The following is a 19,526-nucleotide window of genomic DNA, read 5'->3' on the forward strand; positions in this document are numbered from 1 at the left end:
GCCCGAGAGCCGAAAAACTCGTGATGTTCGCCAAGCCTGGGAGGCGCACCGTCCGTTCCCCCGGTGACCGCATCCCGCGGAGTCGAGCTGGGAACCTGGTCACCGCAGTTCGGCTCCGCTCGGTGGTGCCGTCCAGGCCATGGCGCCCATGCGAAGCCCAGATTCTTTGGGGGCCGACGGCTGGGGTCGATGCACGGCACCGCACCCTCACCGTGATCTGGATGCGGTGAGGGTGCCGTGCCTGCTGGTCAGGGGGCGACTTCGTACTTCACGACGGTGTCGGAGCAGCCCTTGGCCAGTTTTTCCAGGGTCGCCCGTTCCTTGTCGTCTGCGGTGAGCTTCCACCGCAGCTTGGTGCCCACCCAGTCGGCGCCGTAGGTGCACTGTGCGGAGGCGACAGGCGGGAGCCACTCGGCCGGGTCGCGGTCGGCCTTGGACCGGTTGGTCTTGGCGGTGACGGCGACCAGCGACCTGTCGGCGTCGAGGTCGTTCGCGTACTGCTCACACCGGTCCGCATCCCACTTCGAGGCTCCGGAATCCCAAGCTTCGGCAAGCGGTACGACGTGGTCAATATCCAGTTTCGTCGCCGCGTTCACGGTGACCTCGTCGTAGTAGCTCAGCCACTTGCCGCTGCTCAGCGCACATCGTGAGCCCTGGGCCGGCGCCTTGACGGCCTCGGCGATCAGGACTTCCTTCCGGGTGCCGCAGCCGTCCTTGTCGGCGTCGACCCACAGGTGGAAGGAATCGCGCTCGTACCTGGTTCGGTCCTCAGTACCGGCCGGAATCTTTGCGATGGCCTCAGCCAGGGACAGGTCGCTGCCGCCCGCAGGTGCGCCGGGTGCTGCGGACGCCTTGCTCGAGTGGGAGGCGGGGCCGACGGATTGGAGTTGGACTCGGACTTGGCCGCGCTGGGATTGCACCCGACGAGGGATGCGAGGAGGAGGGCAGTAGCGATCGGGGCGAGGCGGCGGGCTGTCACAGCGGTACTCCGGCTGGTCAGGGGCTGATGCGCCGTCATGATGGCAGGATTGGATTGGATAGCTCGGTGACAGCCAGTCAAATGTGCAGGTGGTAAGCGTTGACCGGTGGTGGCATCGGCTTCGAGAGGAGGTCGCCACCGGGCTGATACAGCGTGGCACGAGGGTCTGACAGTGTCCGGTTCATGCAGTCCAGGTACTGCGGACGGCGGTGGTGGTGAACCCCGGCCCGTATGCGACGGCACGCCGGCGGATTCGGGAGGCGGGGGTTCGGCGTGCGTCCGCTCGAGGATGCGGAGAATGCTGACGCCGCCCAGGTTCCCCTCGTCGGCGAGGGTGGTGGAGTGCCGACTGTCGCGGGCGTCGAGGCGGAGCGTAACCGAGGTGTCGGTGATGATGTGAGTGCCGTCGTTCGCGGCGCCCGAGACGTCGCTGCCGGGGTGGATGACTCCGAAGTCGACGATTGATGGCCCGAGCCAGTCCAGGAGGTCGGGCAGGACGTCGTCGTCGGCTTACAGAGCTTCCGTGGAGTCGAAGTGGAAGCCGGCGTGGTCGACGCGCCCGTGGTAGCGGGTCAGGCTGTTCGGCAGGACGTGCTTGTACGTGTCCGCGGGACTGTCGGCACGGAGGCCGGGGCCGAGGGGCTGGTCGGTGACGAGGGCCGAAGCCGCGGAGTCCCCGAACAACGCCTTGTAAATCATGTGCTCGACGGCGGTGTCCTGGTGGTTGTACACGGCGGGGATGACCTCGGCAGCGACGACGAGGGCGGTGGTGCCGGGGCCTTATCTGCCCAAACCGGCCCCTAGCGCATGCAGCGCGCCTACGCTGAACCGGACGGCTCCACCCCCGCCCCGCACCCTGGGAGGCCCCGTGTCACTGCCCGTGGAAGCCGGCCCGACGCCGCCGTCGTACCCGCCGAAGACCCCGCCACCTCCGAAGAAGCCGCCGAACCCGCCCCGGCCGAACCCGCAGGACCCGAAGCCCCCGCCCAGCCAGGTAATGCCGACTGCCCGGCGCGGGGTGGGCATGGTCAACCGGCGCGGGGCGAACTGGGTTTTGGAGTCGGCGCCGTGGGCGGCGGGGAAGGCTCGGGCTGCGGTGGTGGAACAGCTGGGGAAGTGGAAGTACCGGCTGGCCCCGGACACGGCCGCCGCGCTGGAGGCGGTGACGACGCTCCTCGTGCAGGCTGCGGTCGCCGACGGGGGCACGACAGTGTCTGTACACCTGTCGGATCAGGACGGGCAGGCATGCATCCTCGCCCTCTCTCACAACGTCGGCCTGGCCACTGGACTCGACGACACTGGTCGGGATGTCCTCCACCAGATCACCACCCACCAGCCCGTCACCGGGTGCGGGACCGACACCGGGCCGGACGGGCGCCGCATCTGGGCCATCATCGAGCTCTGATCCGCCCTGGACCTGGCAGCGCCCCCGGCCGCTGGTCGGGGGCGGAACTGTGCGCTGATGCCGTACGTCTATCGGGCGGCGTCCGCATCCTCGTGCTCGTCGTCATCCAGGAAGTGCCCGCCCATGTTCGACAGCGGGCTAGGCAGTGTCTTCAGTGGGCGGTTCGTGAGTTGATGTCCGTTCCGGACTTGGTTACTGCTTCTTGCTGAAGGTGTCGGGCTCGACCTCGGTGAGGATTCCTAGTGTGACCAGGCGTTTCATTTTGGCGCGGGTGCGTTCTATGTGTTTCGGCAGGAGTTCGAAGTCGAGGGCCTGGCAGATGTCGCGGGCCCTCAGTGGGCCGGTGGTGTCGTTGAAGACGGTGAGGATGCGCGGGTGGTCCGGGTGCTCGGGCAGCTCCAGACTCCCTGATGGATCGGCACTCCGGACCGGGATTCGGTCGGCGAGGCCGGTGATGGTCGTGCGGGTGATGGCGAGGTGTTCCAGACGCAGTTCGGCCTCGCAGAGCTGGGTCTGAAGGGTGTCGATCTGGGTGCGGAGATCGTTGGTCAGGGCCCGGACTGCGTCTTCCTGAAGGTCGAGCGCCTGGAGGAGGGGGGTTGAGGTTCACGCGCCGATCACCTGCGGATCGCGCCAGGTGGGCGTGCTCGCGTCGGTGAGCCGACGGGCCATGACGTGGGTCATGGCCCGGTAGACGCGTGAGGTGGAGGAGGCTGGGCGGTGTTCGTAGTCGCGGACCAGGCGCCGGTGCAGTATCAGGGTCCCGAACGTCTGCTCCACCCGCCACCGTTTCGGCTGCGGAACGAATCCCCGCTCCTCAGGGTTGCGCCGGACGATCTCGACGTCGATGCCGAGGGCGGTCCCATGCATGACGACCTGGTTCTTGAAGCCCTGGTCGACCAGGGCCTTGCTGACCGAGCCGCCGGCCGCGACGGCGACCTGGTCGAGCAGAGCGATGCCAGCGGCGTTGTCGTGGACACTGGCGGCCACCACGGTGACGGCGATGACCAGGCCGAGGACGTCCACTGCCAGTCCCCGTTTGCGGCCAGGCACCCGTTTCGCGGCGTCTTTGCCCGTCGTGACCGCGGGGACCCCGGTGGCCGCCCGGACACTTTGGGTGTCCAGGATCACCAGGGTCGGGTCCTCTAATCGCCGGTTTCTCTCCCGCACCTGGCAGCACAGGAGTTCATGGATCTGCTGGTCGGTGCCGTCATCCCGCCAGGCGGCGAAGTAGTAGTACGTCGCGCTCTTCGGCGGCAGGTCGTTCGGCAACAGGGCCCACTGACAGCCGGTCCGGGACTGGTAGAGGATCGAGTTCACGATCTCCCGCATCGGATAGCGGCCCTGGTGGCCGCTCACGGAACGGTGCCGGTTCTTCCAGGCCGTGAGCACCGGCTCGATCAACGCCCACTGCTCGTCGGACAAGTCACTCTGGTACGGCTTGCGTCCACTCATCCCACCGATCCCAGCAGGCCACCGGCACCGGACCGGAACGTTCCGGCTTCGCCCACACCATCAGGCGACAGCAGAACCACTCATAGAGTCACGAACCGCCCACTCAAAACGGACCGTGAGGTTGGGGTCGAACGGTGTGGAGGACGGGGCGGCCTGGTGAGCGAAACCTACGTGCCAGCGCTGCTGCGCATGGGCGATGATTCACCGATGTTGAACGTCACCGGCGCGGACCATGCCGAAAGCACGGCTCTCTTGCTGACCACGATGCATCGGCTGCACAAGCAGCTGGACGATTTCACCACTCAGCTCTACGTCGCCTACGACTTCGGGGATGAGTCTGGGCTGGTGCCTGCCATCTTGATCGAAAAACACGCTGCGGGGCCTGAACTGAGGATCCACCACCGCTTCGGCTTCTTTGCGGAGGGCGACTCGGACGTCAGTGAGCTGCGGTTCTCGGCAGGTGTGACCATCACCTCGGCCGGGTGCATCGTTGAAGCCATGGTGGATGTCGACCTTGAAAGACCCCTGGGAGAGTTCGGCGCCGATGTCCACACCCTCTATTTTGAGCGGATCGATCAACTTTCCCTCACGGACGCCCTGAGCCGTTTGGAGGAGCAGGTCACGGCGCTCTGCACAATGGGCGATGTCCCGAATCGTCTGGGTTTCGATACACGTTGATCGCGGTCGTCTCCTCGGCGACACCACAGGAGACGGGCATAAGGTTCACGCCCAAATGAGGAGTGCAGCCAGGGTGACGGCTGCTTTGTAGGACTCCGCGTTTTGTCGTAGCGGGTGGGTGCGCCACGAGGCGCCATGGAATCGAGTGAGGTGAGAGACCTTCACCGCCGGGTTGTCGCAGCAATCCGGTTGAAGCTGGGGACAGTTCGGCTCGGGGGATGCCGAGTCGGGCGGTAAGCAGCCCCGACAACGTCGGGACGGGCTGGCACTGCCAGACGGTCCGGGTCCGGCTAGTGAGACGGGAAGGTGTACGCGAGGAATCAGTGCTTGACGCCCCGTAATTACGACACCGGCTCCAACCTGGCGGATGCGGGCCGGATGCAGTGCACGGCCGCCTATGGTCGGCGGCCGACTCCGAAGCCGGATCTGCCTACCGGTGGGGAGGCCACGCCGAAAGCCTGCTGTAAGCGTGGCGATGCTGCCGGGGTAGAGCTGGGCACCTCACCCGTCGATCGATTCCGTGGTGAACGTGGGAACTGCCCGCGGTCGCCCCAGTCCGGACCTCCAGTCCGGTGGCGGGCAGGCCCATCGCCGGCTGATGGCCGTCGGGCAGGACGGAGGCTCCGTAGTACTCCGAGGCCGGGAGAGCCGGCCACATGGGGAAGGGGGCCAGCAAGTCAGCAGTAAGGACACTGGAATGCCAGGAGGTTGTCGCCGGTGAATACCGACGAGCTGGAATGGGCCTTGATGAAGGCCGAACGCCGGGTACTGGAGATCCAGACCAAGCTGCACCGTTGGGCTGCTGATGATTCTCATCGCAGGTTCGACGATCTGTTCAACCTCGTGGCCGATCCCTCCTTCCTGTTGGTGGCGTGGGACCGTGTCCGGGGAAACAAGGGTGCCCGCACGGCCGGAGTGGACGGGAAGACCGCACGCTCCATCGAGACTGGGCAGGGAGTCGAGATGTTTCTCGGCAGGCTGCGGACTCAGATGAGAGACCGCAGCTTCCGACCGGTTCCCGTCCGTGAGCGGATGATTCCCAAGGCGAACGGCAAGCTTCGTCGTCTTGGTATTCCGACCGTGGCGGACCGGGTGGTCCAGGCATCCTTGAAACTGGTGCTGGAGCCGGTGTTCGAAGCGGAATTCCTCCCGTGTTCCTATGGGTTCCGCCCGAACCGCCGGGCTCATGACGCGATCGCTGAGACTCGCTATCTCGCCAGCCACGGATATGAGTGGGTGGTGGAGGGCGACATCACGGCGTGCTTCGACGAGATCTCGCACCCGGCTCTTATGGAACGGGTGAGGAATCGAATCGGGGACAAGCGGGTGCTGTCCTTGGTGAAGGCGTTCTTGAAGTCTGGGATCCTGTCCCGGGACGGAGCCTTCACGGACACACGCACTGGGACCCCGCAGGGCGGAATCCTGTCGCCGCTGCTGGCCAACATCGCGCTCTCGGTCCTGGACGAGCACATCGCCCGGGCCCCCGGAGGACCAGATAGCACCTCCGAGGATCGGCGCAGGAGACGGCGCCGGGGATTTCCCAACTACCGGCTGGTCCGGTATGCGGATGACTTCCTCGTGCTTGTCTTCGGTCGCTGTGAGCACGCCGAGGAATCACGCGACGAGGTCGCGGAGGCGTTGAAGCCGATGGGCCTTCGCCTGTCGGTGGAGAAGACAAAGATCACGCACATTGACGAGGGCCTTGATTTTCTCGGATGACGCATCCAGCGTCACCGGAAACTGGGCACTGACCGGCAGTACATCTACACCTATCCGGCACGGAAATCAGTGCGTTCCGCGACGGGCAAGGTGAAGGAACTGACTGGACGGCAGAACGTCGGCTTGTCTCTGGAGTCCTTGCTCCACCGACTGAACTCGGTGTTGCGGAGATGGTGCACGTACTTCCGTCCCGGAGTGTCGAACGTCGCTTTCTGTTACCTCAGCCACTACACGTGGATGAGGGTGACACGATGGATCCGACACAAGCATCCCGGGATCACTTGGAAGCAGCTCCGTCGACGCTATTACGGCGGTGGTTGGTGGCCTACCACGGAGGAAGCGGAACTGTTTAACCCGGCAAAGGTAAGCACGACCAGATACCGATACCGGGGAACAATCATCCCGGCCCCGTGGCCCACTACGGCATGAGGAACTGAACACCCCGAAACGGGATTTGTGGAGAGCCCGGTGCCCGGAGACGGGCACGCCGGGTTCGGGAGGCGGCTCGGGGAAACCCACTGGTGGAAACATCAGCAGGGCGCCCCGAGTCGACCTCACCGAGGCCGCGCCACTGTTTGAGGCGGTTGAAGCATCGTTCCACCACGTTGCGCTGCTTGTAGACCTCGCGGTCGAAGGCCGGCGGCCGGCCGCCACGGCTGCTGCGCCAGAGCCGATTGCGGGCCTGGTCGTCCCGCTCGGGGATGGTGTGGGCGATGCCGCGCCGCCTGAGCCAGGTGCGGATCGCTCTCGAGCTGTAGCCCTTGTCGCCCAGGACGTGGGCGGGTCGAACGCGCGGCCGTCCCAGTCCGATGCGAGGCACCCGGATCGCTTCCATCACCGTGGTGAACTGAGTGCAGTCGTTGGTGTTCCCGCCTGTGACGACGAAGGCCAACGGGCGGCCCAGAGCATCGCAGACCAGGTGGACCTTGCTGGTCAGGCCGCCTCGGGACCGTCCGAGCGCCGGGTCACGGAGCCCCGTTACCGTTTTCGTGGTCCCGCAATGGGACTCCCGGCCTCCGAGCCCGGCATGACTTGAGCCCCTTGTCGATCATGGTCGAAAAAGTGGTGTCACCGCGCCTCGGAGGCATTGGCAGACCGCTGATCAGGGGCATGACCGCTCATTCCGTACCGGGGTGAAGCAGGCCTTCGTAACGTGGATGCCGGCACGCTGATGCCACAGGTGAGGCCGGGAAAGCGCCGCTGGGGAGGGTAAGTGAACGGCACGAGCGAGATCGATGTCTACCTCGGTCTGGATGTCGGGAAGGGCGAGCATCACGGCACCGCCCTCACTCCGGCGGGCAAGAAGGTCTTCGACAAAGCGCTACCCAACAACGAGCCGCGACTGCGCGAGCTGTTCACGAAGCTGCAGGCCAAACACGGCACGGTGCTTGTGGTCGTGGATCAGCCGGCCTCGATCGGCGCGTTGCCACTGGCCGTGGCTCGCGATGCGGGCTGCCGCGTCGCATATCTGCCGGGTCTGACGATGCGGCGGATAGCTGATCTTTATCCGGGTGAGGCCAAGACCGACGCACGCGACGCGGCGATCATCGCGGACGCCGCCCGCACCATGCCGCACACCCTGCGCGATCTGGCACCGAACGACGAGACAATCGCAGAGCTGGGGATGATCGTGGGCTTCGACGACGACCTGGCCGGTGAGGTGACACGCACCAAGAACCGCCTGCGCGGGCTCCTCACCCAGGTTCACCCCTCACTCGAGCGGGTCCTGGGCTCGCGGCTCGACCATCCGGCCGTGCTGGTTCTCCTTGAACGCTATGGCTCACCAGCTCAGTTGAGGAAGGCCGGCCGGCGACGGCTGGTATCCCTGCTGCGGCCCAAGGCCCCGCGCATGGCCGAACGTCTCGTCGAAGACATCTTCGCCGCACTGGACGAACAGACCGTGGTCGTCCCGGGCACCGACGCTGCCGCACTGATCGTGCCCAGCCTCACCGGCTCCCTCCGGTCCGTACTTGACCAGCGGAAAATCCTCGCTACCAAGATCGAGGAACTGCTGGAGGCCCACCCTCTTTCCCAGGTCCTGATCTCCATGCCCGGCATCGGGGTCAGGACCGCAGCCCGGATCCTCACGACGTCGGCGACGGCAGCAACTTCAAGACCGCCGGACACCTGGCCGCCTACGCAGGTCTGGCTCCTGCCACCCGCAGATCCGGCTCGTCCATCCGCGGTGAACATCCCTCCCGACGAGGCAACAAACAGCTCAAGAGAGCCTTCTACCTCGCCGCCTTCGCGTCGCTGTCGCAGCCGGACTCACGCGCCTACTACGACAAGAAACGCCGGGAAGGCAAACACCACGTCGCAGCCATCGTCTGCCTGGCCCGGCGCCGCATCGACGTGCTCTTCGCGATGCTCCGAGACGGCACGTTCCACGACCCCGCACCCACCGCCGCTGCTTGACCAAAACCATAGGGGCACTTTTTCTGCCCTGCGGTCGACGCAGAAGGCTGTGACCAGAGAAAACACACCTGGGCCTTTAGGAGTTGACGCTATCTGAGGAACGCCAAGGTGATCTCAACGAAGAAGAGACATCCCCAGACCAGCAGGCCTACGCCCCCGCGAACCCGCGCTCACACGGTCTCAACCAATCCCGGATATCCCCAGCACACACCCCTCCCCGTACCTCAACTACACCCCACGAAACGACACCAGAGCCGCTGTGCGCCGCCAGCGCTCCGGCTCCGCTTCAGAAACGGCCGGGCACCAGGCCCGGCCCGCGCGCGGCCCTGCCGACGCGCGAGAAGGGACTGGCCGGCCACCGATCCCCAAGGCGCTCCCGCCCGCCCCGCCCCCACCCCACTGCGAGCCGAGGTCCGGAAGGATCCGGGCTGTGCACGCCCAGGGAGCACCGTGTTTTCGCACCCGCACTCGCCCTGCCCCTCTGGCGCAACGCCGCGCACGGGCGGCACCGGCTCCGCCCCAGAGGCGCTCTGCGGCGTCTCGAACCGGCGACAGCATCACCGTCAGTCCTTCCGCTCGTTGATCAGGGCACCCTGGACTGGAGCTCCGGCAGTATCGAGGGAGCCGTGAACCGCATCAAGAAGATCAAGAGGCAGCTCTACGGTCGAGCCGGCTTCGAGCTTCTCCGTAAGATGATCCTGCTTCAATGACCCTCAGTGTTCCGTACCAGTGGCTGGTCCAGCCAACCCGATCGACGCAGGCCACTGGGGGCTCGTAGCCTCTCGCTGTGACGGATATAACCGAGGCGCGCGACGCCTTCAAGAATCGATGCACCAACGCCGCACGCACACTGGCATCATGCGTCGGCTACACCATCAGTCGCATCTCGTTCGACGCCTTTGCCGAGGAAGACTCCCTGGAGATCACTATCAGGGAAGGGCCGTGGAAGCCGGACGTAGTGATCTCCCTATCCAATCTCCACCACGTCTCAGTCGACAAGCCCCCGCAGATCGTCGGCAGCTTCATCAAAGAGGTCTCCTTGATCCACCTCCCGGTGCTCCCGCATCCATGGCCTGCGGACGCGGCTGACCGTGTCCGGCGGTTCGACGGACTCTGCGAGCTCGCTGTGGCTGCGGATCGTTGGACCGGCCGAAGTTGACGCTGTCGCCTCGATCGTGACCGTCTACACCGCAATGAGCGACGACCGGGCCTCAACGGTTCAAGATCACCTGCGATAACGGCCGCAGCGTCACTCGACCCAGCCCTTCACGATCGAACATCGAGGTGACGCTCTGCGACGACTCCCCAAGATCTGTGCCAGAACCGAGTTCGGGAGTCACCGCCGCCTAGGCTTGAGCGGGGTGGGACGCAGAGCGTCAGATCGGGGCCTGCGCGGCTTATTGGCTCTTCTCGGTGATCATGTTGATCAGGCCCTGGGCCGTGTTGTGCTCGGAGTCGATCCCCGGAACTGCTCCACCTTCGAAAGTGGTGACCTCGGCGCTGCGGGGGAACATGGCCTGCTCGTACTCGGTGAGTGCGGCCTCGATGTCGTCGGGGCGGGCGGCGAGGGCCTTGCCGAGTTCGGCGCCGTCGTACATGGCCAGGTTGGCGCCGTCGCCGTTCGGGGGCGCGAGGTGGGCGGCGTCGCCGAGCAGGGTGACCCCCGGCACCCGGTCCCACCGGTGCCCGGTCGGCAGAGCGTACTGGGGGCGCAGGACCGGCGCTGTGTCGCCGTCGGTGATGAGCGTGGTGAGTTCCGGTGCCCAGCCGTCGAACTCGCGCGCGATCCGGGCGGTGGCCGCGGCGGCATCGGTGAAGTCGATGGCGGCGAACCAGTCCTGTGGCCTGGTCAGCGCCACGTAGGTGTGCAGGGTGTCGCCGTTCTCCCGGTGAGCGAAGATCTCCTTGCCTGGCGAGGGCGCGATCAGCAACCCGCCACCGACCGCTTTCGCGGCGGCTGGGTGGCGGGTGTCGGCGTGGAACAGGTACGTCTCGACGACCGACGTGCCGGCGTACTCGGGTGTGGCGGTGGTGAGCAGTGGCCGTATCCGTGACCAGGCGCCGTCCGCGCCGACCAGCAGGCTGGTGACGACGGTGCCGCCGTCGGCGAACGTCACCTCGTGGCGGCCGCCGCCGAGGGCGCGGGTGCCGCTGGCCTTGTGCCCCCATCGGACGGTGCCGGCCGGGAGTGAGTCGAGCAAGATCTGTCGTAAGTCGCCGCGTTGCACCTCGGGGCGTCCGCCCATGCCGTCGTCGACCTTGTGGAGCAGGACGGTCCCGTCCGGGTCGAGGACCCGCGTCGCCTGGCGGCCCTCCAGGACGATGGCGTGGAACTCGTCCATCAGGCCGGCCGCCTTGAGGGCGATCTGTCCGTTGTAGTCGTGGATGTCGAGCATCCCGCCCTGCGTGCGCACCGTCGGGGAGGACTCCGCCTCGTAGACCGTGACCGGGATTCCGTGGACGTGCAGGACGCGGGCAAGAGTGAGTCCGCCGAGTCCGGCGCCGATGATCGTGACGGGCATGTGCATGGTGGCTCCTGGGGATTGGGGCCGCCCAGTGAGCTCCGGCCGGCCGTCTCTGGAACGGTGCCGGACCTCGCCGACAAGCCACCGACATCGAACCGGCAGCCGCCGATAGATGACCGACACCGCGCATCAGTCCCGACACCCACCCGGAATGGGGTTCCGCTCGGCATCCGGGTCGATCGTGCTCATGCTCTCGTTCTCGCATCGCTCCCCGAGCGACGAAGCCCGGCCTGCACGGAGGTACAACGAACGGCCCGACGGGCGCGGTGGCCGGCCGACATGATCCGGACATCGTCGGTCCGGGTGCCGGACGCGCGGTGGAGTCCACCGTTCCCACTCACCTCTGGCGGCGGCGCGGACGTGCGGACCACCACGGGTTCGGCTGGCCGCCGGGGTACCGCCGGGAACGGCGCCGGTCCGAGGGCGGCTTCGGGAACTGGAACAGCGCCGCACGCAGCTGGCTCGCGTCGACGAGCTGATCCAGGCGCTCGCGTTGCTCCGGCGAGAGATGCGGCGGGGTCGGTTCGACCATCGGGGCCTCCGTGCTTCTGGGGGGTCGCTCCCCGCACCCTCGCCGCTCTCCACCGCCTTCAAGGCGAGCGTTCGGGCTGCGTCCCGGCATCTGGCCCGGTGACTTCTCCGTTCATGAGACACCAAGATCGCCTCGGTGTTACCGCAAACCTCGACTGTCACGCAGGCCGTGTACGCGTAACGCTCGCCCTCTTCTGCAGCTGCCCGTAGGGCCAGGCCCTCCGGCCGGGTGAGCCCGCACGGCGTGCCTCGGGGCAATGAACGCCCCGCGGTATGGCAGGGCCGTCCGAAGCGGCCTCGGTGTCCGGTCAGCCGTCATTCTCGGAGTTCCTGCGGCGACTATGGCGGTCCCCAAGATGAGCAGCGGCAGCCCGTAGTACCAGGCGCCGTGGCTCCGCTGCCCCTCCACTGCGGCCGAAATCCCCAGCCAGAGCACCGGCAGTCCGACCAGTGCCGGCAGCAGCACCACGATCCACGGAAAGGGCTTGGGCTCGGTCCACACCAGCCCCTGGCAGCTGCCCGACGAGAGTCTGGGTAGGTCACTACCAGCACGGCATCGTCCGGGAGGTCGCCGGGCACGTGCCGGAGGCGTACTCATGGGACGAGATCGATGGCATTCGGCGGAGCAGCACCAAAGTGACGAACGGGATCACCAGCGTCACCACACCCGAACTCTGGGTGCGTCCCCGTGAGGGCGCCGAGATCACGGTGACCGACGCGTACAAGGGGGTCGCACGGTTCATCGACGAACTGGACAAGACATTCACGCGCGTACGGCTGCCGCAGGACAGGGACCGGCTGAAGGCGGGCGAACGGGTCGACTTCTTCGGGGCCCACCTCGATCCCGCCGGTGTCGGGTACCTCGACCACCGGCTCGGCTGGCGCGAGGTCGACCAGGTCACGGTGAAACAAGGCTGGCTGGAGATCCATCGGCACGGCGGCGGAAAGCCGTGGGCCAGGCTCCCCGTAGAGATGGTCGAGAATCTGTCGGTCTTCCTGGCCCTCGCCGCAAGGATGCGCCAGGAAGCGGCCGGGAAGAGGCCGCGACCAGACGATCCGGCCTGATCCGGCGAAGGCCGGCGCTCCGGCAGCAGGTCTGGATCAACGAACCAACACCCCGGCGGTCACCGTGCTTGGGAGAGGAACTACTTGCACCTCTCAAACAACGGCATTGGGGCCTGTCACCCATGATGTTTGCCACGGCAGTGTCAGTGGTGTTCCGACCACATCGTCGCTGCGGCTTGCCACCGCTCCGGCAACCACCCGGCCGTCAGGTGACTGTCCGGCAAGCACGAAGGTGGCCGGGTCGTCGAGCAGCTCGGGCCGGAAGAGGCCCGCGCTGCCGTCCCCGCCGTCCCAGGCGAGCGCCCAGGCGCGCAACATGTCCGAGTCACCCGCTACGTCCCAGGCAAGATCCGAAGTGATGGCGGGCGCACCCGCCGGGCGGTGGATCCACTGCGCCTCGAACAGCACGTGGAAGCCAGCCTCCGTCAGGTCGAGGTCGGCGAAACTGTCCTTGACCGAGGCGCCGGGCGCGGTGATGTCGATCCGCTCTGCCAGCGCGGCCGGGTCGGCACCCGGCACCAGCGTCACCGCGTCGGGGTAGTACAGGGGTGTGCGGGTCGGGGCCGTCCAGGCCTGTGTCCCGAACTCGCTCGCCACCTCGTGCCATCGGCTCATCGCCGCGCACCAGTCGGCGTTGTTGCGGGCGGCGGTCTGGACCAGGAGCTGCTTCGGCGTCGTCACGAGTGCGGAGCATGCCTTGCCCCGGATAGATCCGTCGAGCGGATTCCCACTGCCCGCTGGACGGACGCTCCGCCCGACGGTGGCAGAACCCACTTACGTACTTCTGGCAGATGACAGCGCACTGGAGCCAGATCAACTTTGTACATCACTGGGGCCACTTCAAGCAGCAGGCCCGCCCCGCCGGGCGGGACGCGGCCAAACCTCCCCGCCCAACGTGGTCACGGAGTGGGTCCGAGGCCTGTCTGCAGCCGTCGGAGGTCGGGCCGGCCGACGGCGTCCGCGTCGGTCAGCGGGTGCGGAGACTGCTGGTGTACACGTCCGTACGGTTCTGTGGTACGCCGGAGTGAGTCTCGGTGAGCACCGCCCGTGCTCCCTTGCCGTCTGCCACCAGGCCTTGGTAGTCGCCGAGGCGCGGACCTCTCGGAGCGGTGACGGCCTTGGCTTCGAGACGGTCGGCGTCCGCCATCGCGAGTGCCGCGGTGTCGAGACGGGCGCGGGCGATCCACCCGAAGGTGGACCGGGTGCCGTCACTCCATATCCACCGCGCTGGGTGCACGGCCGGACTGGTTGCCCAGCCGTGCGCCGACCGGTCAAGTGATCGCCGACGTGGTTCCGTCAGGGAGCGCGCAGGCGTAGCCGGCGTAGGGGCGTGAAACGATCTGTCCGCCGGCGGCCGTGCAGTCGTCTCTGGAGATGTTTGGAGACGAGGCGGCCCCGGCGCTGACAGCGCCGACGGCGCTCACGCCGGCGAGGGTTGCCGCGGCCAGGGCGAGGCCCAGGATTCTTCGCATGCGCATGACTTCCTCCTCTCAGGCGCCTTCGTTCGGCCTTCGGGAAGGACAAGTCTCAAGACGACGGCGCCCTCTTACTCAGCATGGGCGCTCCGCATGAGGCCTGCGAGGCGAGGCTGAGCGCCGCGCCCGGGCGGTGACTGCCCGGCCCCGGAGAGGCATGACGTCACCGCCTCGACCGGCCGCATCGGTACGCCGCGTGCGCATCGGTAGGAGCGGGGCGACGTCGATGTCCTTTGCGTCGAGACTGCCCACCGGGGCCGCGTTGTGTCCGGGCAGGCCGGGGGTTGAGGAGGAGACGGGCCGTACCTGCCTCCGACCGGTGCCGGCGGGCGGCTGCCGCGCGCGGTCCTCTAACGCGGTTCGTGGGCCGCCGCCCGGCAGGCACCGGTCGCGGCGCCGCCCGCCACTCCGGCCCCGGTCAGCCCGGTCACACAACTCTGCAGGTCTCCGACCACGCCACGGCTGCAGGCCGCTGTGACGGAGTCGGAAGCGGTGGCACCGGCCAGTTCGGCCATCTGTGTGCAGGCGGGGATGTCCGCCCGGACCGCGGGAGCGGTGAGGACCGCACCACCGAGGGTGAGGGTCAGGCCGGTGAAGGCACCGGCAATACGGGTCGACGTGCGCATGGGACGCACCTGCCTTCCGGGTTGGTCGCGCGGTCCTGGTCCCGGCGGGCCGGATCCACGCGGTAAGGCCGCCTGGCGACGCTCGGTGAGTGATGCCCCGGCGGCGGGCTCACAGACTGACCGCACGATTCTGCGTCGCATCCATTGAGCCGCACCGGGACATGGTCGCCAGGCCGAAGGAGAGGGCCCGGACCGGATGAGACGCACTCGGACCTCCACTCGCGGGCCCCTCACTCCAGCGTCGCATCCTCTCCCCCGCCCGTCCTGGGCATCCGGGGGTGCCGCTATGGGGTTCGTCAAGGGTGCGCTCCCGGCCTGGAAGCCGACGCAGGACCTCGTGGACTACGTCCTCCAGCAGCTGCCCCACCTGCGGCCATGACCCGCAGGAGCAGCAAGACGCCGCTGTGGGGGCCGGGCCTGGTCCCGGTCCCCGGCGACCTGCTGGACTGGCCGACGCCCAGCACTTCGACCGCTGGCAGGACCAGCGCTGTGCGAGCAGCCCACGCCGATGCGCTCCCACTCCGGGGAGCCCGTCCACAAGAGCTGCGCCGAGGCCTGGATTGCCGCGAGCCCGGTTGAGGCCCGCCTCGGCCGGTTCGCCTCCGACGTCCAGGCGAAGCGGCGGCGCTGTCAACGGTCATTGAGATGCCCAGGTGGGTGGCCGTTGGAGGCCCAGGCTGGTGGCCATCAGAAAGCCAGGCGTGTGGCCGCGGGTGTTCCCGGGGTGAGGCAGATCCGGGCAACGGTCCGTGCGGTGGACCCGTCGACCTTCGATTTGCCGATCGCGGCGCTCAGCGTCTCCAGGGTGAACCAGGACACCCGCAGGTCCTTCTCGATCGCGGCTTGGGCCAGGCCCTCGGTGAAGTGGCTCTTGCCCGTCCCCGACGGGCCGGCGATCACCAAATTCTCGGCGCGGCCGATCCACTCCAGGGTGATCAGGGAGTTCTGGGTGGGTTCGGGGATGGTGGAGTCCTCGGCCCGCCAGGAGCCCAGAGGGCGTTGTCACGTTGGTGCGGTGTTGATCGATTGAGGGCGCGTCAGGGTGTGTAGGGGTCGGGTGGGGGCCTGGCTTACGCTGCGATGGGTTGGTCGGTGGCGCCGGTGATCTCGTCCCAGATGGCGAAGCGGGTGGTCATCTCGGTGCGGTATTCGGTGGCGGTCATCAGGTGGCGGCGTGGTCGGAAGTGCGGTGAGATGCCGCTGAACGCGGACAGGAACCGCTGGGCCCCGCCGGTACTGCGGAAGCCCTTCATCGCGCGTTCGCGCTGCCTCGTCGGCTGATGACTGTTCTCGGCCCGGTTGTTCAGACCCTTGTGGGCGCGGTGTTCTACGGAGGGCATGACCTCGCGGTGGGCCGCGCCGTAGGAGCGCAGCTTGTCGGTGACGACCACCCTCGGCACCGAGCAGGTCTTCTTGAGCAGTTTGCGGAAGAACCGCCTGGCCGCGGTCTTGTCCCTTCGGCCCTGGACCAAAATGTCGAGCACGTTGCCATCGGCGTCGACGGCCCGCCACAGGTACTTCAGCTCACCGTTGATCCTGAGGAAGACCTCGTCCAGGTGCCACTTGTCGCCCGGCTGCACACGCCGGCGGCCCAGGCCGTTGGCGTGGGCCTGCCCGAACTTCGTACACCAGCGGCGGACCGTCTCGTGGGAGACGATCACGCCGCGCTCGAGCATCAGCTCCTCGACCTCGCGGAACGACAGCGGGAAACGGAAGTACAGCCACACGCAGCGCGCGATGATCTCCACCGGGTACCGGTGCCCCTTGTACGACGGCGGCGCGCTGTCCACGGACGCCCCCTCCCAGCACGACCAACCCGAAGATCATCCCAGGCCGGTCAGTCAACGTGACAGTGCCCTTTCAGGCCCTTGGCGTCGGTGAAACGGGATCGGTCGTCGCCGATCTCGGCGAGCACCCGGGCGCCGGTGAGTGACCCGAGCCCTGGAAAGCTGGTGATGATCTGTGCGTCCAGGTGCTTGTCAAAAGACTCCACCGCCGCTGCGGCGAGGTCGTCTGCGCTGGTGCAGGCAATCTCCAGTTTCCGCACCAGCGTGACGGTCTGGTGGCCCATCGCCTCCTCCACCAGCGGCAGTTGACGCATGCGGGGGCGTCGGAAGAACTCGCGCAACCGCTCGGCCTCCGCGTCGATGCCGCGCTGGCAGCCGGCCTTCTTCAGCACCTTCGACTTCACCGGAGTCGCGCAGGAGTTGCTGGGGCGGGAGGACGCCGAGTACCCCGCCGTCAAACGGCCTCTGCGTGTAAGGGGTGGGTACACCGTAGGGGTGCAAGAGTAGCTGCCTCCTGGTCTCTCCTACGTGACGATGTCTCGCAGATGTCGGCCGGTCAAGGAGTAGGGGCTGGCAATCAGGCCGGCAGGTGGTCCCTGGTAGATGACGCGCCCGCCGTCATTGCCTGCGCCGGGGCCGATGTCGATGACGTGGTCGGCGTGGGCGATGACGCGCTGGTTGTGTTCGATGGCGATGACGGTGGCGCCGGAGTCGACGAGTTGGTCGAGCAGCGTCAGCAGGTCGTCGACGTCGTTTCCGTGGAGTCCCGCGGTGGGTTCGTCGAGCACGATCTGCTGGTGATCCGACTCAGTGGTCGAGAGCTGTCGTGCGAGGAGGAGGCGTTGTCTTTCTCCTCCGGAGAGGGTGTCGAGGCTTTGTCCGATGGTCAGGTAGCCGAGCCCGACCTTGCCGAGCCAGGCAAGTCGTCGGGTGATCTCCGGGTGGCCGGAGAACAGGTCCGTAGCCTGCGCGGCATTCATCGACAAGGCTTGGGCAATGGTCTGGCCGTGGAGTCCGATGGCGAGTGCGGTGGGGTTGAAGCGGCTACCGCCGCAGGCTTCGCAGGTTGTTCGCACGTCGTCGAGGAAGGCCAGGTCTGTGATGACGATGCCTTTTCCCTTGCACACGGGGCAGGCACCTCGCGCATTGGCGCTGAACCACGAGGGGTGTAGCCCCGTGGCGCTACTGAAAGCCTCTCGGACCGACTCAGCGATGTCGAGCACGGTCACCGGCGTCGATCGGATCCCTCCGTGCAGCGGCATTTGCCCGATGACAGTGAAGCCGGGATGTTGGCGCGGCAGCTCCGAGGCCATCAGGGTGCTCTTGCCTGAGCCGGCGACGCCCGAGACTGCGGAGAACACCCGTAGCGGGACGTCCACGGTGATGTCGTGGAGATTGTGCACGGTGGCGTGTTTGATCGTCACCACTCCGCCCGCGGTGCGCGGGTGATCATTGACCCGGATCCGAGTGTGCAGCATCCGGCCTGTTGCCGTGTGTGTCGCACTGAGCTCGGCGGGCGTGCCTTCGAACTGAACGCGGCCTCCGTCCGCACCTGCGCCGGGACCGAGATCGATGATGTGGTCGGCGGCGGCGATGACGGCCGGGTGGTGTTCGACGACGAGAACGGTGTTGTGTGCGTCGCGCAACAGTGTTAGCAGGGTGAGCAGGCGGTGGACGTCGTGTGGGTGCAGACCGACGCTCGGCTCGTCGAAAACGTAACAGACGTCACTCAGGGCACTGCCGAGGTGCCGGACGATCTTGACGCGCTGAGCCTCGCCACCGGAGAGGGTGTTCGACGTGCGATCGAGACTGAGGTAGCCCAGACCCACCGATTCCATCGCGCCGAGCCGCTCTCGAATCGTCTGGACGAGCGGCCCGACGGACGGGATTTGAAGGGCAGAGACGATCTGACGCAGTTCGCTGATGGGCGTGACTGTCCAGTCTGCGATGGATCGGCCGTCGATCAGGCTGGCCCTGACTGATGCGTTGAGCCGTGTCCCTTCGCATTCCGGGCACGTGGAGCGGGTGACGACCCGGTCGAGAGCGGCCTTCTCCTCGTCGGTGAGCCGAGAGGGATTCCTACGCAGGTAGGTGGCACGCAGCCGCGGGATGACACCGTCGAATCTCCCCGCTTTCGGGTACTGCGGATCGGGGGCGGCGAGACGGAGCCCTTCTGCACAGAGCAGCGTGTCCAGATCGGCAGCGGGAAGTACAGCCAAGGGCTGGTCGGGATCGACGAGCCCGGAGTGGACCATGCGTTTCCAGCGGTAGGTTCCCGGTGCGAATGTCGGGAACCTAATCGCACCCTCGCGCAGGCTCCTCGTCCGATCGAGCAGCAAGTCCAGGTCGACGTCGTCCACGACACCGAGACCTTCGCACCGTAGGCACATCCCGCCGGGGTCGTTGAAGGAGTACGCCGGAGAGAAACCCGCCGTCGGGCTGCCGATGCGCGAGAACAGCAATCGCAGCAAGGGTGCGATGTCGCTCGCTGTGCCCAAAGTCGAGCGCGCGTTGCCCGTGAACGGGCGCTGGTCCACGATCGTGGTGAACATCAGCCCATCGAGCCGGTCGACATCAGCCGGTCTCCCATGAGGCAGCCGGTTGCGGACGAACAACGGGTAGGTGTCGGACACCAGACGCTGCGCCTCGGTCGCGATCGTGCCGAACGCCAGCGATGACTTACCCGATCCGGATATGCCGGTGAACACCGTGATCCGGTGTTTCGGCACCCGCACCGAGACATCATGCAGGTTGTTCGTCCGAGCCCCCTCGACTCTGATCCACTGCCTTCTGTCCTGGGGCTCATCCGTTGCCACGATGTTCGTCATGCCCTCCACGCTACGATGAGTTGTGGACGGATAATGAC

General features: G+C 67.0%; 19 protein-coding genes and 3 pseudogenes. 8 read left to right on the forward strand and 14 right to left on the reverse strand.

The genetic code is table 11. The features are described from left to right. Positions 1-248: 248 nt before the first annotated feature. On the reverse strand, positions 249-920 hold the full coding sequence (locus OHA19_RS01595) for an HNH endonuclease family protein (RefSeq protein WP_405720742.1): 672 nt from the start codon (positions 918-920) through the stop codon (positions 249-251). A gap of 569 nt (positions 921-1,489) precedes the next feature. Further along, entirely contained in the window at positions 1,490-1,711 is a 222-nt protein-coding gene (locus OHA19_RS01600; RefSeq protein ID WP_405720739.1) for a hypothetical protein, read from the reverse strand. A gap of 136 nt (positions 1,712-1,847) precedes the next feature. Between OHA19_RS01600 and OHA19_RS01605 the strand changes: the two genes are divergently transcribed. Next, a complete protein-coding gene (locus tag OHA19_RS01605; protein ID WP_405720737.1) occupies positions 1,848-2,384 on the forward strand; it encodes a hypothetical protein in 537 nt (178 codons plus the stop codon). Between the two features lie 477 nt (positions 2,385-2,861). Next, entirely contained in the window at positions 2,862-2,987 is a 126-nt protein-coding gene (locus OHA19_RS01610; protein ID WP_405720734.1) for a hypothetical protein, read from the forward strand. A gap of 3 nt (positions 2,988-2,990) precedes the next feature. Here OHA19_RS01610 and OHA19_RS01615 read toward each other — a convergent pair whose 3' ends face one another. Continuing rightward, entirely contained in the window at positions 2,991-3,839 is an 849-nt protein-coding gene (locus tag OHA19_RS01615) for an IS5 family transposase (RefSeq protein WP_405720731.1), read from the reverse strand. 156 nt (positions 3,840-3,995) lie between these two features. Between OHA19_RS01615 and OHA19_RS01620 the strand changes: the two genes are divergently transcribed. The 3 genes from OHA19_RS01620 (at position 3,996) to OHA19_RS01630 (ending at position 6,665) form a co-directional block, all read left to right on the forward strand. Beyond that, positions 3,996-4,517, forward strand: a complete 522-nt coding sequence (locus OHA19_RS01620; RefSeq protein ID WP_405720728.1) for a hypothetical protein — start codon at positions 3,996-3,998, stop codon at positions 4,515-4,517. A gap of 717 nt (positions 4,518-5,234) precedes the next feature. Next, positions 5,235-6,236, forward strand: coding sequence for a group II intron reverse transcriptase/maturase (gene ltrA, locus OHA19_RS01625; protein ID WP_405720726.1), 1,002 nt, complete (start codon positions 5,235-5,237; stop codon positions 6,234-6,236). A gap of 90 nt (positions 6,237-6,326) precedes the next feature. Then, entirely contained in the window at positions 6,327-6,665 is a 339-nt protein-coding gene (locus tag OHA19_RS01630) for a group II intron maturase-specific domain-containing protein (RefSeq protein ID WP_405749115.1), read from the forward strand. Between the two features lie 130 nt (positions 6,666-6,795). On the opposite strand, the pseudogene OHA19_RS01635 reads toward OHA19_RS01630, so the two are convergent. After that, positions 6,796-7,218: pseudogene (locus tag OHA19_RS01635) on the reverse strand (IS5 family transposase); the annotation flags it as partial. A 231-nt stretch (positions 7,219-7,449) separates the two neighbouring features. Here OHA19_RS01635 and OHA19_RS01640 point away from each other — a divergent pair. Together OHA19_RS01640 and OHA19_RS01645 are read left to right on the forward strand one after the other, a co-directional pair. Next, positions 7,450-8,651, forward strand: a pseudogene (locus OHA19_RS01640) (IS110 family transposase). Positions 8,652-9,438: 787 nt separating this feature from the next. After that, positions 9,439-9,810, forward strand: coding sequence for a hypothetical protein (locus OHA19_RS01645; RefSeq protein WP_405720721.1), 372 nt, complete (start codon positions 9,439-9,441; stop codon positions 9,808-9,810). Between the two features lie 238 nt (positions 9,811-10,048). Here OHA19_RS01645 and OHA19_RS01650 read toward each other — a convergent pair whose 3' ends face one another. Beyond that, the gene (locus OHA19_RS01650; protein ID WP_405720718.1) at positions 10,049-11,179 is read right to left on the reverse strand and encodes an FAD-dependent oxidoreductase; all 1,131 of its coding nucleotides are present in this window, start codon (positions 11,177-11,179) and stop codon (positions 10,049-10,051) included. A 334-nt stretch (positions 11,180-11,513) separates the two neighbouring features. Then, positions 11,514-11,708, reverse strand: coding sequence for a hypothetical protein (locus OHA19_RS01655; protein ID WP_405720715.1), 195 nt, complete (start codon positions 11,706-11,708; stop codon positions 11,514-11,516). A 449-nt stretch (positions 11,709-12,157) separates the two neighbouring features. Between OHA19_RS01655 and OHA19_RS01660 the strand changes: the two genes are divergently transcribed. Beyond that, positions 12,158-12,772 (forward strand): DUF6585 family protein, encoded by a 615-nt coding sequence (locus OHA19_RS01660; protein WP_405749118.1) that lies wholly within the window; start codon positions 12,158-12,160, stop codon positions 12,770-12,772. A gap of 153 nt (positions 12,773-12,925) precedes the next feature. Here the strand turns inward: OHA19_RS01660 and OHA19_RS01665 are convergent. From OHA19_RS01665 to OHA19_RS01700, 8 genes and pseudogenes are all read right to left on the reverse strand, one after another. Continuing rightward, positions 12,926-13,453, reverse strand: a pseudogene (locus tag OHA19_RS01665) (hypothetical protein); the annotation flags it as partial. A 286-nt stretch (positions 13,454-13,739) separates the two neighbouring features. Beyond that, positions 13,740-14,009 (reverse strand): hypothetical protein, encoded by a 270-nt coding sequence (locus tag OHA19_RS01670; protein ID WP_405749121.1) that lies wholly within the window; start codon positions 14,007-14,009, stop codon positions 13,740-13,742. 34 nt (positions 14,010-14,043) lie between these two features. Continuing rightward, positions 14,044-14,250, reverse strand: a complete 207-nt coding sequence (locus OHA19_RS01675) for a hypothetical protein (protein ID WP_317866509.1) — start codon at positions 14,248-14,250, stop codon at positions 14,044-14,046. Between the two features lie 347 nt (positions 14,251-14,597). Then, the gene (locus tag OHA19_RS01680; RefSeq protein WP_405720704.1) at positions 14,598-14,873 is read right to left on the reverse strand and encodes a hypothetical protein; all 276 of its coding nucleotides are present in this window, start codon (positions 14,871-14,873) and stop codon (positions 14,598-14,600) included. Positions 14,874-15,560: 687 nt separating this feature from the next. Continuing rightward, complete coding sequence (locus OHA19_RS01685; RefSeq protein ID WP_405753186.1) at positions 15,561-15,866, reverse strand: ATP-binding protein; 306 nt, start codon at positions 15,864-15,866, stop codon at positions 15,561-15,563. 77 nt (positions 15,867-15,943) lie between these two features. Then, positions 15,944-16,663 carry an IS6 family transposase gene (locus OHA19_RS01690; RefSeq protein WP_405749123.1) on the reverse strand — a complete coding sequence of 240 codons (720 nt, stop codon included), beginning with the start codon at positions 16,661-16,663 and terminating at the stop codon, positions 15,944-15,946. 47 nt (positions 16,664-16,710) lie between these two features. Then, positions 16,711-17,052: a transposase gene (locus OHA19_RS01695; RefSeq protein WP_405720698.1), complete on the reverse strand. Its 342-nt coding sequence runs from the start codon at positions 17,050-17,052 to the stop codon at positions 16,711-16,713. Between the two features lie 132 nt (positions 17,053-17,184). Continuing rightward, entirely contained in the window at positions 17,185-19,488 is a 2,304-nt protein-coding gene (locus OHA19_RS01700; protein ID WP_405749126.1) for an excinuclease ABC subunit UvrA, read from the reverse strand. Between the last annotated feature and the right edge of the window lie 38 nt (positions 19,489-19,526).

The sequence above is a fragment of the Streptomyces sp. NBC_00012 genome, assembly GCF_045040875.1.
Taxonomy (GTDB): domain Bacteria; phylum Actinomycetota; class Actinomycetes; order Streptomycetales; family Streptomycetaceae; genus Streptomyces.